Source organism: Stenotrophomonas sp. YIM B13575 (genome assembly GCF_042787595.1).
GTDB lineage: Bacteria > Pseudomonadota > Gammaproteobacteria > Xanthomonadales > Xanthomonadaceae > Stenotrophomonas > Stenotrophomonas lactitubi_B.
The window spans coordinates 1-13,884 of sequence record NZ_JBHZOP010000117.1 but is presented as its reverse complement, the minus strand read 5'-3'; the positions used below and the strand labels follow the sequence as shown (position 1 = coordinate 13,884).

Annotated in this window: 17 protein-coding genes and 1 tRNA gene; 10 read left to right on the top strand and 8 right to left on the bottom strand. The window is 65.2% G+C overall.

The genetic code is table 11. The features are described from left to right. Positions 1-8 precede the first annotated feature (8 nt). Positions 9-587 carry a hypothetical protein gene (locus tag ACFX4F_RS17145; protein ID WP_380657376.1) on the bottom strand — a complete coding sequence of 193 codons (579 nt, stop codon included), beginning with the start codon at positions 585-587 and terminating at the stop codon, positions 9-11. 146 nt (positions 588-733) lie between these two features. Here ACFX4F_RS17145 and dusA point away from each other — a divergent pair, with 146 nt between their 5' ends. The 4 genes from dusA to ACFX4F_RS17125 all read left to right on the top strand — a co-directional run bounded on the left by dusA (position 734) and on the right by ACFX4F_RS17125 (position 4,549). Then, the gene (gene dusA / locus ACFX4F_RS17140) at positions 734-1,765 is read left to right on the top strand and encodes a tRNA dihydrouridine(20/20a) synthase DusA (RefSeq protein WP_380657375.1); all 1,032 of its coding nucleotides are present in this window, start codon (positions 734-736) and stop codon (positions 1,763-1,765) included. A 212-nt stretch (positions 1,766-1,977) separates the two neighbouring features. Continuing rightward, positions 1,978-2,346, top strand: coding sequence for a hypothetical protein (locus ACFX4F_RS17135; RefSeq protein WP_180164427.1), 369 nt, complete (start codon positions 1,978-1,980; stop codon positions 2,344-2,346). A 72-nt stretch (positions 2,347-2,418) separates the two neighbouring features. Continuing rightward, positions 2,419-3,102, top strand: a complete 684-nt coding sequence (locus tag ACFX4F_RS17130; protein WP_004136763.1) for a response regulator transcription factor — start codon at positions 2,419-2,421, stop codon at positions 3,100-3,102. Between the two features lie 22 nt (positions 3,103-3,124). Beyond that, positions 3,125-4,549, top strand: a complete 1,425-nt coding sequence (locus ACFX4F_RS17125; protein WP_099819615.1) for a sensor histidine kinase — start codon at positions 3,125-3,127, stop codon at positions 4,547-4,549. 37 nt (positions 4,550-4,586) lie between these two features. Here ACFX4F_RS17125 and ACFX4F_RS17120 read toward each other — a convergent pair whose 3' ends face one another. Beyond that, complete coding sequence (locus tag ACFX4F_RS17120; protein WP_380657372.1) at positions 4,587-5,378, bottom strand: zinc-dependent peptidase; 792 nt, start codon at positions 5,376-5,378, stop codon at positions 4,587-4,589. Further along, the gene (locus ACFX4F_RS17115) at positions 5,345-5,620 is read right to left on the bottom strand and encodes a hypothetical protein (protein WP_099819617.1); all 276 of its coding nucleotides are present in this window, start codon (positions 5,618-5,620) and stop codon (positions 5,345-5,347) included. The genes ACFX4F_RS17120 and ACFX4F_RS17115 overlap by 34 nt, the downstream gene beginning before the upstream one ends. Positions 5,621-5,763: 143 nt before the next feature. On the opposite strand from ACFX4F_RS17115, the gene birA reads away from it, so the two are divergent. The 5 genes from birA to ACFX4F_RS17090 all read left to right on the top strand — a co-directional run bounded on the left by birA (position 5,764) and on the right by ACFX4F_RS17090 (position 8,756). Further along, positions 5,764-6,729, top strand: a complete 966-nt coding sequence (birA, locus tag ACFX4F_RS17110; RefSeq protein WP_380657370.1) for a bifunctional biotin--[acetyl-CoA-carboxylase] ligase/biotin operon repressor BirA — start codon at positions 5,764-5,766, stop codon at positions 6,727-6,729. Continuing rightward, positions 6,726-7,457: a type III pantothenate kinase gene (locus ACFX4F_RS17105; RefSeq protein WP_380657368.1), complete on the top strand. Its 732-nt coding sequence runs from the start codon at positions 6,726-6,728 to the stop codon at positions 7,455-7,457. The genes birA and ACFX4F_RS17105 overlap by 4 nt, the downstream gene beginning before the upstream one ends. A gap of 9 nt (positions 7,458-7,466) precedes the next feature. Continuing rightward, entirely contained in the window at positions 7,467-8,306 is an 840-nt protein-coding gene (locus tag ACFX4F_RS17100; RefSeq protein ID WP_380657366.1) for an SPOR domain-containing protein, read from the top strand. A 41-nt stretch (positions 8,307-8,347) separates the two neighbouring features. After that, positions 8,348-8,423 (top strand) — tRNA-Thr (locus ACFX4F_RS17095). 75 nt (positions 8,424-8,498) lie between these two features. Beyond that, the gene (locus tag ACFX4F_RS17090) at positions 8,499-8,756 is read left to right on the top strand and encodes a DNA-binding protein (protein WP_380657396.1); all 258 of its coding nucleotides are present in this window, start codon (positions 8,499-8,501) and stop codon (positions 8,754-8,756) included. A 42-nt stretch (positions 8,757-8,798) separates the two neighbouring features. On the opposite strand, the gene ACFX4F_RS17085 is transcribed toward ACFX4F_RS17090, so the two are convergent. The 5 genes from ACFX4F_RS17085 to ACFX4F_RS17065 form a co-directional block, all read right to left on the bottom strand. Continuing rightward, positions 8,799-9,191: a RidA family protein gene (locus ACFX4F_RS17085; RefSeq protein WP_380657364.1), complete on the bottom strand. Its 393-nt coding sequence runs from the start codon at positions 9,189-9,191 to the stop codon at positions 8,799-8,801. A gap of 293 nt (positions 9,192-9,484) precedes the next feature. Continuing rightward, positions 9,485-9,982 carry a hypothetical protein gene (locus ACFX4F_RS17080; protein WP_380657362.1) on the bottom strand — a complete coding sequence of 166 codons (498 nt, stop codon included), beginning with the start codon at positions 9,980-9,982 and terminating at the stop codon, positions 9,485-9,487. An 83-nt stretch (positions 9,983-10,065) separates the two neighbouring features. Next, positions 10,066-10,407 (bottom strand): hypothetical protein, encoded by a 342-nt coding sequence (locus ACFX4F_RS17075; protein ID WP_380657360.1) that lies wholly within the window; start codon positions 10,405-10,407, stop codon positions 10,066-10,068. A gap of 297 nt (positions 10,408-10,704) precedes the next feature. Continuing rightward, positions 10,705-11,439: a hypothetical protein gene (locus ACFX4F_RS17070; RefSeq protein ID WP_380657358.1), complete on the bottom strand. Its 735-nt coding sequence runs from the start codon at positions 11,437-11,439 to the stop codon at positions 10,705-10,707. 498 nt (positions 11,440-11,937) lie between these two features. Then, entirely contained in the window at positions 11,938-12,873 is a 936-nt protein-coding gene (locus tag ACFX4F_RS17065; RefSeq protein WP_380657356.1) for a hypothetical protein, read from the bottom strand. Between the two features lie 161 nt (positions 12,874-13,034). On the opposite strand from ACFX4F_RS17065, the gene ACFX4F_RS17060 reads away from it, so the two are divergent. Beyond that, on the top strand, positions 13,035-13,802 hold the full coding sequence (locus ACFX4F_RS17060; protein ID WP_380657354.1) for a DUF3011 domain-containing protein: 768 nt from the start codon (positions 13,035-13,037) through the stop codon (positions 13,800-13,802). Positions 13,803-13,884 lie beyond the last annotated feature (82 nt).

Here is a 13,884-nt window from a genome sequence, read left to right as displayed (position 1 = left end):
TCTGCAGATCATTCTGCAGGGGCGATCCGCCGGTACACCCCGAACTGGGTATTGCGCTGGCCCATCGGGATGATCAGGGCCAGCAGGACCGCGCCTCCGCCCACCTGCTTCACCACCAGATCGTTGTCCACCGTGCAGGACAGCTCCACACGCGACCAGACGCAGCCGGCGCCAGCCTCGCCCGGTTTGCACGATGACCACCGGTTGATGACCAGCTGGTCTCCCTCAGCGCTGTAGCTCCTGCTGGAAGCGCTGTCTTCGGCCTCGATGCGGGCGCCATCGGCGGCATGGAAGCGGGCCACCAGCCGGCTCGCCTGCTGACGGAGCGTGACCTGGTGGATGCCCTTGTCGTACACGCCAAAGAGCCTGGAAAGCGCACCGATGGGCGCATTTTCCTGTCCGGCCGACAGGTAGGACGGCCGGTTGTCGAACGTGGCGCCCTCGGTGAAGTCGCATCGTGGGCCGGGCTTGATCTCGGCGATGCGCGCGTCGCGGACGCTGCTGCAACCGCTGCCCAGCGCCAGCGCCGCCAGCAGGGTGAGGTAGGCAAGGCCAACGCCCGCCGGCGAGGATCCAGTCGATTTCATTGTGGCTTCCCTTCCAGCAGGTTCGGTGCAGCAGGAACGCGCGTACCGAGTATCCCCACCCAAGGCCGGCAGCGGCAACCCGGGCGCCATTCCCGGCGGCCCGCCGCCATTCATCCGCCCGGTGTAAACTATTGATCTCACTGGCAATGCCAGTCTCCACGATCAACCGCCCGATGACGTCCGCCACCGCCCGTTACGCTGATTCCCTGCGCCTGTCCGTCGCCCCGATGATGGACTGGACCGATCGCCATTGCCGGGTGTTCCACCGCCTGCTGGCGCCGGGCGCGCGGCTGTATACCGAAATGGTGCACGCCAACGCGGTGATCCACGGTGATCGCCAGCGCCTGCTCGGTTTCGATGCCAGCGAACAGCCGTTGGCGCTGCAGTTGGGTGGCAGCGATCCGGCCCTGCTGGCGCAGGCCGCGCGCATCGCCGCCGAGTGGGGCTACGACGAGGTCAACCTCAACTGCGGCTGCCCGTCCGACCGCGTGCAGGCCGGCCGTTTCGGCGCGTGCCTGATGCGCGAGCCGGTGCTGGTGGCCGAGTGCGTGGCGGCCATGGTTGCGGCGGTGGACATCCCGGTGACGGTGAAGTGTCGCCTGGGCGTGGACGAGGACGACAACTATGACGTATTCGCCAGCTTCGTCGACCGTCAGGTCGATGTCGGCGCCGCAATGGTGGTGGTGCACGCCCGCAATGCTTGGCTGAAGGGCCTGTCGCCGAAGGAGAACCGCGAGGTTCCGCCGTTGAAGTACGACTGGGCCTATCGCCTGAAGCAGGAGCGCCCGGCGCTGCCGGTGGTGCTCAATGGCGGCCTGGCCAGCATCGAGGCGGTGCAGGCGCAGGCCGCGCACGTCGATGGCGTGATGCTCGGCCGCGCGGCCTACCACGACCCCTACCTGCTGCATCAGCTGGAGGCCCTGCATACCGGCGCGTCGCTGCGACCGCGCGGTGAACTGCTGCGCGCCCTGCGCCCGTACATCGACGCCCGCCTGGGCGAAGGCCTGGCCCTGAAGCACATCACCCGCCACATCCTCGGCCTGTTCCATGGCCAGCCAGGTGGCCGCGCATTCCGCCAGGTGCTGAGCGAGGGCGCCCATCGCCCCGGCGCCGACTGGGCTCTGATCGAGCAGGCACTGTCGGTCACCGAACGCGAAGCCGGCCGTGCCGCTGCGTGACGTCAGTCACATTCCTGACTTGACAAGGACGGCCGTTTCGTCCCGAATGTTCACTTAGCTGAACAACGGGCTGGAGCATCCGGAAAAGTTCAGACCGGATTCACCGCCCGAAACCAAGAATTTGCAAAAGATTTGTAAAACGCCGGGTTCCATTCCGGTGCCCGGATTTACGACTTTTGAACGAATCGCCGTGCTCGGCTAGGATCGCATCGATGTCTTCCGCTCCCTTCCACCGCTGTTTTGCCCTGGCCACGTGCGTGGTCCTGGCGGCTGCCCCGCTGTCTTCGGCGCTGGCGCAGGACCCGCAGCGGGAACAGGGGCGCGCTGAAATGATGGAGCGCGGTGGCCGTGGCGCCAGCAATGAGCGTTCGCTGTCCGATGCCGTGCGCCGCGTGCAGCGCACCACCGGCGGCCACATCCTGGGCGCCGAGCGGGTGCCGTTCGATGGTCGTGACATCAACCGGGTCAAATACATGGACGACCGCGGTCGGGTCCGCTACATGGACGACCCCGCCCCGGCACGTTCACAGCCGCGCACGCCGCGGTCGGATATGTCATCACTACGCGGCGATAACCCCTGAACAGGGATAGTTGTCGCTATCAACCCGTACCCACAGGCCTCCGGGCCGCACCCAGCACACTAGGGAGAGTTCATGCGTATCCTTCTGGTCGAAGACGAAGCCCCGCTGCGTGAGACCCTGGCAGCCCGGCTCAAGCGCGAAGGTTTTGCCGTCGATGCAGCGCAGGACGGCGAAGAAGGCCTGTACATGGGCCGCGAAGTCCCGTTCGACGTCGGCATCATCGACCTTGGCCTGCCCAAGATGTCGGGCATGGAGCTGATCAAGGCCCTGCGCGACGAAGGCAAGAAGTTCCCGGTGCTGATCCTGACCGCGCGTTCGAGCTGGCAGGACAAGGTCGAGGGCCTGAAGCAGGGCGCCGACGATTACCTGGTCAAGCCGTTCCATGTGGAAGAGCTGCTGGCCCGTGTCAACGCGCTGCTGCGCCGCGCCGCCGGCTGGAGCAAGCCGACCCTGGAATGCGGCCCGGTCGCTCTGGATCTGGCAGCGCAGACCGTCAGCGTGGCCGGCAGCAACGTCGACCTCACCAGCTACGAGTACAAGGTGCTGGAGTACCTGATGATGCATGCCGGTGAACTGGTCTCCAAGGCCGACCTCACCGAGCACATCTACCAGCAGGACTTCGACCGCGACTCGAACGTGCTGGAAGTGTTCATCGGCCGCCTGCGCAAGAAGCTGGACCCGGATGGCGAACTGAAGCCGATCGAGACCGTGCGCGGTCGTGGCTACCGTTTCGCGATTCCGCGCAACGAGGGCTGAGGCCTTCAGCAGGCGATAAACGATGTCCGGCCGTCTGTGGTTCTTCCGACGCTGGCGGCCGCGCTCTCTGCAGGCGCGCCAGATGTTCGCCGCGTCCGTGGGTCTGGTCGCGTTCCTGGCCTTGGCCGGTTACGCGCTCGATGCCGCCTTCGCCGACACGGCGAAGGCGAACCTGCGTGAGCGCCTGAAGAACTATGCCACCGCCTATGCGGCCGGCATCGACTTCACCCGCGACCGCTCGCTGTACATCCGCGAGCAGCCGCCGGATCCGCGTTTCGACGTGCCCGGCAGCGGCCTCTACCTGCAGGTGGTGATGCCTGACGGCAAGGGCAATTCCATGTCCGCCGAAGGCCCGATGCTGCCCACCGTCGGCGGCGGCCTGCTGGCCCCGCGCCAGGAAGTGTTTGAAGGCCCGCTGCCGATGATCCAGATCGACGGCAGCCAGGGCTCGGTGTACCGCTATGGCCTGGGCCTGGTGTGGGATGCCGACGCCGACCCGGCCACGGAATTCCCGTACACCATCTACGTGATGGAAGACTCGCGCGCGCTGGGTGCGCAGCTGCGCGTGTTCCGCAGCCGGGTCTGGTTCTACCTGGGCGGCATCGGCCTGATCCTGCTGCTGCTGCAGACGGTCATCCTGCAGTGGAGCCTGCGTCCGTTGCGGCGGGTGATCACCGAGCTGACCAAGGTCCAGCGCGGCGAGACCGAACGCATGAGCGAGCGCCACCCGCGCGAGCTGGAGCCGTTGACCGACAGCATCAATGCCTTCATCGAGGGCGAGCGTGAGAATCTCGAACGCCAACGCAACACCCTGGCCGACCTGGCGCACAGCCTGAAGACGCCGATCGCGGTGCTGCGCACGCAGATGGACAGCGGTGCCGGTGATGGCGCGCTGCGCGAAGAACTGGACGTGCAGCTGCAGCGCATGAACAACCTGGTGTCCTACCAGCTGGCACGCGCGGCTTCGTCGGGCCACAAGCTGTTCTCGGCACCGCTGCCGATCGAATCCAACGCCGAGGAAATCGTGCGCGGCCTGGAGAAGGTCTATGCGTCGAAGGGCGTGCTGTGCGAATTCGACATCGACCCGGCCGCACGCTTCCACGGCGAACCGGGCGATCTGCAGGAGCTGCTGGGCAACCTGCTGGAAAACGCCTTCAAGTGGGCCAAGCGCCGCGTGCTGCTGACCGCGCAGCCGCTGCCCGCGCCGAATGCGCGTCGCGCCGGCCTGCTGCTGGCGGTGGATGACGATGGCCCGGGCATCGCCCCGGAAGACATCGGCAAGGTGCTGCAGCGTGGCGTGCGTGGCGATGAGCGCGTACAGGGCCACGGCATCGGCCTGTCGATCGTGCAGGACCTGATCAAGGATTACCGCGGCGAGCTGCAGGTGTCCCGTTCCAGCGAACTGGGCGGCGCCCGTTTCGAAGTGCAGCTGCCGCCGGGGCCGTAAGCCTTCGCAATGCCAGGCTGCCGGCCAGCGGCCGGCACTACCGTATTTCGATCTTCGGCGGCTCGCCATAGAACCGCTTGAGATGCGCAGCCACTTCCGGCAACGCTTCGGCCAGCAGGTCCGGCGCAGAGAAGTGGTACTCGCTGGCCACCGCAAAAAACTCTTCCGGTGCTTCCGCCGCGTAGGGATCGATCAGCGTTTCCACGCCTGCATCCACCTGCGCACAGAACGCGTCGTACGATTTCTGGAAGTCCGCAGCCCACTCGCGTTGCCATGCACGCGGCAACGGCGGCGTGCCGTCCATCGCACCGTCCAGCCCATCCAGCTTGTGCACCATCTCATGCACGGCCACGCAGTAGCCCTCATGCGGTGCCGCCAGGTCGGCCTGCACATCGGCCCACGACAGAATCAACGGACCGCTGTCCCACGACTCGCCGATCAACTCGTCATCCCACTCGTGCAGTACCCCGGCGGCATCCATGTGGCTGCGATGCACGCGGAACGCATCGGGGTAGACGATCAACTGCGACCACCCCTCCAGCCCCACTTCGCCGAACTCCAGCAGCGGCAGGCAACACAGTGCGGCCAGCAGCACGCCGTCTGCCGGCTGCAGCTGCAGTTCGCCGATCGGGGAGATGGTCTTCTCATGCAGGAAGCGCGTGGTCAATGCGCGCAGGCGTGTACGCCGTTCGTCGTCCAGGCCGCGTAACCATGCTGCGCGGTGGCAGGCATCGTTCCAGTGTGCGTCTTCGATCGGCCGCGGCGCGGGCCGCAGCCACTGCAGCAACGTCTTGATCAGCGGAACATACCCGGTAGGTAGCTGTGCCACTTCGGTGCGCGGATGCGCTGCAGTACATCGTCGTCACCGCCACCGCCGCTGCTGGTGGTAGCTGCAGGGCGTACCGGTGCCGGCTTGGCGGCAGCTGCGGCAGGCGCAGTGGTCGGTGTGCGCTGCGAGGCCGCATCGCTTGCCGAATAGACGCAGGCGCCACGGCTGTCATCAAGCGCTGCTGTGGCAGACGCCGCGAAGGGCATCGTCAGCAGGATCAGGCAATGGGCATAACGGCGCATTGACGACATCCACGTTAAGGGAGGGTGAGCTCTCGATTCTAGCCCGAACCCGGCGCCAGATTGGAAGCCCGCCGGAACCGGGCCTGGCGGGCGTCGCTGGCGGCTTTCCCGCATAATTCCGTTCTGACCTTGTGGAAGCTGCCGTGGACGATCGCCAACTGCTGGCCAAACTCGCTGCCGGTCGCCTGTCCGGCGACGCCCTGGCCCGTGAGCTGGGCCAGACCCGGGCCGCCATTTGGAAGCGTATTCAAGGGCTTAGGGCCGCCGGTGTCGACGTGGAAGGGCGCGCGGGCGAGGGCTACGGGCTGACCCGGCCGGTAGACCTGCTGGAGGCCAAGACCATCCGCGCCGGCCTGCCCAAGGACGCCGCCGCGCTGCTGCACGACCTGCAGGTGGCCTGGACGGTGGACTCCACTAACGCCGAATTGCTGCGCTGCAGCGCGCCCCGGCGCGGTGTCAGCGTCCTGCTGGCCGAGCGCCAGACCGGTGGCCGTGGCCGTCGTGGCCGCACCTGGGCCTCGCCGTTGGCCGCGCATGTGTATCTCTCGGTGCTGCGTTTGTTCGAGGGTGGCTTGGGCCGCTTGGCAGGCCTGAGTCTGGTCGCTGGCGTCGCCGTGGCCGAAGCGCTGCACGACCTGGGCTATGCGCAGGCACAGCTGAAATGGCCGAACGATGTGCTGGTGGATGGCCGCAAGCTGGTCGGCCTGCTGGCCGAGGGCGGTGGCGAGTACGCCGGCCCGGCGCGCGCCGTGATCGGTATCGGCATCAACGTGCACATGCCGCCGGCCTTCGCCGAGCAGATCACCCAGCCCTGGGTGGACCTGGACACGCTGGCCGGTGCATCCGTGGATCGCAACACGGTGGTGGCCGCGGTGCTGGCACGCCTGCTGCCGGCGCTGGAAGAGTTCGATCGCGAAGGGCTGGCGCCGTTCCTGCCGCGCTATGCAGCGTTCGACATGCTGGCCGGACGCGAAGTGCGCGTGCAGCTGGATGGCCAGTGGCAGCACGGTACCGCGCTCGGCCTGGCCGACGATGGCGCGCTGCGCGTTGACATCGATGGCCGCGAGCGCCTGCTGCATGCCGGCGAAGTCAGTGTGAGAAAAGCATGAGCGACTGGTTGTTCGATCTGGGCAATTCGCGTTTCAAGTTTGCCCCCTTGCATGGAGACCGTGCTGGCGACGTACAAGCCTGGGCGCACGGTGCCGAAGGCATGACCGGGCAACCGCCGCACAGCCTGCCCAGTGGTGAAACCGCATTTGTCGCCAGCGTCGCCGCGCCGTCGCTGACCAGCGCCATGCTGGATCAGCTGCAGCGCCGCTTCGAGCACGTGCATGTGGTGCGCACCAGCGCCCAGTGTGCAGGCGTACGCATTGCCTACGCCAAGCCGGAAAAATTCGGTGTCGACCGTTTCCTGGCCCTGCTTGCCGCCGCCAAGGCGCAACGGCCGGTGCTGGTGGTCGGTGTCGGCACCGCCCTGACCATCGACCTGCTGGATGCCGATGGACAACATCACGGCGGACGCATTTCCGCCTCGCCGACCACCATGCGCGAGGCGCTGCACGCGCGCGCTGTGCAGTTGCCGGCCAGCGGTGGTGACTACAGCGAATTCGCCAACGACACCGCTGATGCGTTGGCGTCGGGTTGCGATGGCGCCGCCGTCGCATTGGTCGAACGCAGTGCCCGCCAAGCGCAGGCGCTGCTGGGCGTGATGCCGTCGCTGCTGGTGCATGGCGGTGGCGCGCCCGCGCTGATGCCGCTGCTGGACGGCGCCGACTACCACCCGTCGCTGGTGCTGGATGGCCTCGCCCGCTGGGCGGTGCACCAGCCCGCAGGCTAGTATCGGCGCATGCTGACCCGTGCCCTGATCGTCGTGCTGGCGATCCTCAATCTTGGTGTCGCCACCTGGTGGCTGCTGCGCGATGAGCCGGCGCGTGCGCCGTTGCCGCCGCCCCCGACCGGCGTGGCCGAACTGCGCTGGCTGCCCGGCGGGACCGATGTGGCCGTGGCTGCGCAGGCCTCGGCAGCGGCACCTACGGAAGCACTGGTGGAGCGTGAGGCCGCGCCGGCTACTGCAGTGGCCGCTGCGCCTGCGCCTGCGCCGGCAGCGGCGACTCCACCAGCTTCCAGCAAACCCGCCGAAGCGGTGAAGGCGCCTGAGCCGGTCGCCGCCATCGCCAAGCCAGCGCCCGAACCGGTGGCCGAGAAACCCGCAGCCCCGGCTGCACCGCCGCGCTGCCTGGCGCTGGGCCCGTTCGCGGACCGTGCCGCCGCCACCGCCGCACAAGGCCGTGCCGGCAACCTGCTGAGCCAGGTACGCCTGCGCGAGCAGCCCGCCGCCAGCGGCAGTGCCCGTTACCGCGTACTGCTGCCCGCCGCCGCGAACCGCGATGACGCGCAGGCCACGGTCAAGCGCATCGTCGCCGCCGGGCTGAGCGACTACTACATCATCAGCCAGGGCGAAGAGACCAACGCCATTGCGCTGGGTCAGTACCGCAACCGCGAGGGCGCCGAACGGCGCATGGCCGCGGTGCAGGCCGCCGGCTTCCAGCCTCGGCTGGTGGCCAGTGGTGATGCCGGCCAATGGTGGCTGGAAGGGCAGCTGGCGGCTGCGGCCGAACCGGCCCACGCGCAGCAGCGCAGCGGTGCCGCGCAGCAACGGTCGCTGGAATGCACGCGACTGCGCTAGAATTCCCAAACCACGGCGCTGCCGTCGGCGTTACACCCCGTGCCGCTTTAGCTCAGTTGGTAGAGCAACTGTCTTGTAAACAGTAGGTCATCCGTTCGATTCGGATAAGCGGCACCATCCCGCAGTCGCTCGCTTCCGCAGCGTTCTTCTCCTGCGGCGAATTGCAGCGCGTTTGCCAGGCGCCAGAGTCGCATACGCAGGGCTGTCAAAAAGAAGAGTGAACTCGAAGCATTTGACGTGGCCACGCATCTTCGTATGCCTGAAGAAATGGCCGCCTATCTCGATGCCTGCATCGTTGAAAGCGACGGCGATTCGTCCTTTATTGCCAAGGCACGGGGCGATACCGCGCGTGCCTATCGGGCGCTGTCCGGCGCGCGGAGTCCTGATTTCGCGACCATCCTCAAGGTGGCGCGTGCACTTGGCGTGCAACTGCACGCCAGCGCTGCCTGAGCGGCACGCGCTCGCGCACACGATCTCCCGGAGGCGGCATGCTCAGCCCGGAATGCGGGCGATCACCTTGATCTCGAAGTCGAATCCGGCAAGCCAGTTGACGCCTACTGCCGTCCAGTTGGGATAGGGCTTCTCGGGAAAGACCTCGCTCTTTACGGTCATGACGGTTCCGAACTGGTTCTGCGGGTCCGTATGGAAGGTGGTCACGTCGACGATGTCGTCAAGCCCGCAACCACCGGCATTCAGGATTGCCTCCAAGTTCGCGAAGGCCAGGCGGACCTGCGCCTCGAAGTCGGGATCCGGTGTCCCGTCGCTGCGGCTGCCCACCTGGCCGGACACGAACAGCAGGTCACCCGACTGGATCGCAGCCGAATAGGTCTGCGAGGTGTACAGGTCCTGCCGGCCGGCCGGGAAAACGGCATTGCGCTTGCTCATGGGATTCTCCAGAAGGGGATCGATGAGCCTAAGGTAGTGCTCGGAATTGGCTGGATAAACGCATATAAAGCGCCATCACTATTTGCCAAGTCAGCAAAATCAGCGGCGGGGCGGCGCAGCTCACGCTGCATGCAGTCGCAGCTCCACATACTTCGCCAGCCCTCGGCAGGCCAGCAGGAGGCCTTCGCGCGTGCCGTCGCCGATGTCGTCCTTCTCGGCGGCATCCACACGAACGCGCTCGGTGGTACGCAGGATCTCCCACGATGTGGTGACGCCTGCCGCTTCACGCCGCTTCAGTGATTGCCGACGCAGGCCTGCCCTTTATGAACTGCAAGCGTTCCGCTCCCTCCTGTCTTGATGCAGAACACGGTGGAATAAAAGCGGGTCTGAAGAACGCTCTCAACCCTGCGAGCGGTATCCATACTGAATACGTACGTCCTGTTCAGTGAAAGCGTTGGATTGAGCGCGCTTTCGTTGGTGGATACTGGAATATAGCCATCAGGCACCTTTCCGTATGACATGCAATCACCCGGCATGAGTGTCAGGGGCTTGGCACCCGCTGCCAGCTCAATAGCCCAGGTTCCACCTGGTGCGCGGCTCTCGTGGATCATCAGGCGGCCAACTGCAAATGAAGTTTTGCTCTTGCTTGGGACGCAGATTGCCGGAATACCATCGACAAGGACGACCTGTGCCTCTCTCGCTGTTCCAAGCGGGGTCGCATCGGCAAAGTCAGCAGCGATGAAGCAGAATCCCGCCAGAATCGAGGTTCGAGCTATTGCCTGGATTTTCATCAATGATCGTGGGTATTGCTGGAGCGATTGTTGGGCGCAATGTATATGTATGAAATTTAGCGAGATCGCGTGTCCGGTCGGCGCTATGGTTGGCCTTGCTGCCAGCGTTCACGGTCGATGCGAGCGGCCTCCAGAACAAGGCGAAGCGCTCTCAACCCGATGGCGTTTGAATGGCAGTTGAGGGTGTCGGTGCGTTCACCAATTGTTTTTGATCTGTACTGCGCGCCGCCAACAGTGCCGCATTTATCATTTATCGATCTGTTCCACTCTTGCTGGTCTTTTCTCTTGGCGGTCCGCCAATCTTTCGGCATTTGTCCAAGGAAATCCTTAAGCATGGATCTGTTGTATCTATAGAATATCTTGGCGGCGTCCAGAGATTCTTCATCGCTGAAAAAGTCCATCGTGGCGTCATTGTCAGCGGTCATGTCTTCGCCTGTGCCCACGGAACCCATAGTCTTTTGTTCAGATGAGATCAATTTTTCCGTGAGGTGGTCATTGCTGAATTTTCTGTTCGTAGGGTTGCACGCTGGCATGCATGCCAAGATGAATATGCATAGAAGCAGAGGTCCAGTTGCGATTTTCATTGTTCAACTTTATATGTGCGACTGAATTTCCATCATCTCATGTGGTTGTGCGGCCGCAAATTCCGTGAGGAGGGTATCCGGACAGCTGGCAGCCCAGTGCGTACAGTGTCGGCGGCCGCATATTGCCGGCCAAATCCGTCAGAATTTCCCTCTCTTCTCAAAATTCGAGTGCCTTTTCCAAGGACGCCTGCGTGGCAGTCTCAAGCGCTCTTGCCGTGCAGTTTCCGTGCAGAATGCGACAGCTTGCGCGGCGGGCCTCTCTATGGGTGCCTGAGGGGAGATTGACCGGGGCGCTGCAGTCGGCCTATATCGATAATGGAGTAATGGGTGCGTGCTCGACGTGGGCCTGTATTCCAGCAATGTTACTTTTCCCCACGCCCATCCCAATAACCACCGGGCGTTGGGACGGGCGACAGTTCGTTCGATCCACGGTGCTGAACGTGCGAGCTGCGCAATCTCACAGCCGCGCCTGCAGCTCCACATACTCGCCAGCCCACGGCAGGCCAGCAGCAGGCCTTCGCGCGCGCCGTCGCCGATGTCGTCCTTCTCGTCGCCATCCACCCGCACGCGCTCGGCGGCGTGGAATACCTCCAGCAGGGTGATCAGGCCGGCGGCGGCGCGGTCGGTACGCGCACGGGTCACGCCCTGGCCTGTCACGCCCTGGCCTGGGCTGGGCACGGGGCCCTTCCACGGTTGACCATCGGCGGCGTCGCCGCTGCGGATGCGCTGCAGGCAGCCCACCAGCGTGATCGGCTCGGGCAGATCAACGGCAGCGGAAAGCGCAGCTTCCAGAGGCTCGGCCAGTTCTCGGGGCAGGCGCTCGGCGGCATCGCCCAGGGTGGCAAGCAGATAGGGGTAGCAGGGTGCGGTCATTGGACATCCTCATGCGCAACAGAGGCGCCACCCGCAGAGGGTGGCGGACGATGCGTGGCTTCCAAGACCGGGAATCGATGAGCCGGCGGGCGCAAGGCCCCCACGCACCGCCCGCCATAAGGCAGCAGACGGATTGCCAGCCGGCGCCACCCGCAAGAGGCGACGCCGGCTGACAAGCGTAAACAGCTTCGATTGCACGGGCTTGGAAGTCCCGGCCACTGGTTTTCGGTGGCAATTCATCATGCGCACGCAGAATCACGCGCTGCCAGTCGATTGTTCCGATGGCATCGCGCTGTTTGAAAGGAAAAATGAATTATCGCAATTGGCTTGTCGTGGCCAATCCCAAGGCACAAACGACATTCTGCGCGGCGTGCTATTGGAGCCTGAAACAGGCCGTAGCGCCGCAATCTTGCGGCGTAAAGCCGGCGTGGCGTGTCAAGCCAACTTAACCGCGTCCCGAAGCAGACCACTCAACCATCATACGCACCCGCGCGGCGATCAACGCTGCCCCGAATCACCCGGCACCAGGTGCCGCCACGGGAACACACCCTTGGCGAAATGACTGACATAGCCCCCTGTCGCTGCCTGGATGACCATGAACGACAACCGTGGGCGCATGGCCTGCAGTGACTGCAGCTGTTCCAGCGTCAGCGCGCTGTTTCGCAGCCGAAAGGTGTGCACGGCGGCGAAGGCGTCGCTGGAGAACAAGCGCTCATAGGCCGCGAAAGACGTGACCGCATCAGCCTCGCGCACGTCGGTCCAGGCGAACTGCAGTTCCGTCGATTCGCTGAAATCCAGCAGGCCCAAGGCAGGCAGGTTGCGTGATGCGGCAATGTTGTCGATGAAGCGCTGGGTGTCCGAGCCGCCGCCGATGTGCAGGCTGTGCAGGTGCGGCAGCGGCACCTCGAAGAACGCGGCGTCCGGCGCGTTCGGCACCACCAATTCGCTCAGGTGCGGTGCCTTGGAAACGAAGCGGGCGATCTCGCCGTCTTCTTCCATGATGGTGCCCGCGCGCTGCACCAGCGACATGTTGTGGTCGGCCGGTGCGGTGGGGGAGATCGATAACGAGCGCAGGCGTGGGAAACGCACATCGCTGTCCAGCAGGGTAGTGAACTCCCACTCACGCGTGCCATTGGCCCCTTCGTCTGGTCCGGTGAACGACAGCGACATGATCGCATCGGCCACGCGTTGGTCGGACAGGCAGGCCAGCATCCACGCGAATGGCTCCTCCCATGGGTTGCCGAAGAACTCCATGTGCAGGCCGCCGTACAACGGCGCCACGGTCACCCGTTCCTGCAGCGCCGCCCACAGCGGGCCTGCCGGGTCCTGGATGTCCAGTTCATGCTCGGCCGCGCAGTCCAGATTGAACGCATGGATGCGTTGCTGCAGCGCAAGCAGCTGCTGCTGCGCGTGGTCGAAGGGCAGGGCGGTCATGTGTGTGTACCGGACGTCCGTGTGATACCACCGATGATAGCGCTGGCCCGCTTGCGGTGGTCTGCGGCCGGTGACCGGTGGCTTGATGTTCCTCACGACAGAGCAACTCCGGCAGCCCCCATACTGGTGGCCACCGCACACCTCTTGCCAGGAAGCCGACCATGCGCCACCACCGCCTGTCGTTGACCATCGCGCTGCTCGCCAGCGCCTTCGCAGCTCCAGCAATGGCCGCTGTGCCGTTCTTCAACGCCAGTTGCCCGGGTGGCATCGACGTGCACGCCGACGAAGGCGGGCCGGTCTACGTGCAGGGCCGCGAGACCACACTCAAGCGCTTCAATGATCGCTGCGTCGAGGCGCGCGATGCCAACAGCGGCACCACGCTTTCGATCAGCACCGGCGACGACGGCACACCGCAGGTCAGTTACACCGGACGCGGCGGCGCCAACGGTATTTGCCAGGTCAGCGGCGGCGGTACGCCTGCGGCCGCAGAAGGGGGCAGGCACCACCGGGATCAGAATCGCGATGACGATGCGGCGCTGCCACGGGAAGTGACCTGCGAATCCACCGACCAGCGCCAGGTGTCCTGTGACATGGACACGCGTGGCACTGTGGAGATCGTGCGCCAGTTCAGCCGTACCCGTTGCGAGCAGGGCAGCAACTGGGGCCTGTCGCGGCATTCGGTGTGGGTCAACGGTGGCTGCCGTGCGACGTTCCGCAACATGTCCAAGGCTGCAGCCAACGCGCCAGCGGGCGATACCGCGCTCGGTTCGTGCAACGCAAGCAAAGGCGCGCAGGGCACGCTCGTGACCCAAGTACCGGTCGGAACCGATTACCAGGAACTGATCATCGATTATCCCGATGGCCGTTTCCTGTGCATGATGAGCAACAACGGCCGGATACAGAGCGTGACGCCGATACGGCATCGTTGATCACGATGGGGTAGTGCCGGCCGCTGGCCGGCAGACTCCGCGAACCCTGAGGGCAGAATGGTTGCCGGCCAGCGGCCGGCAC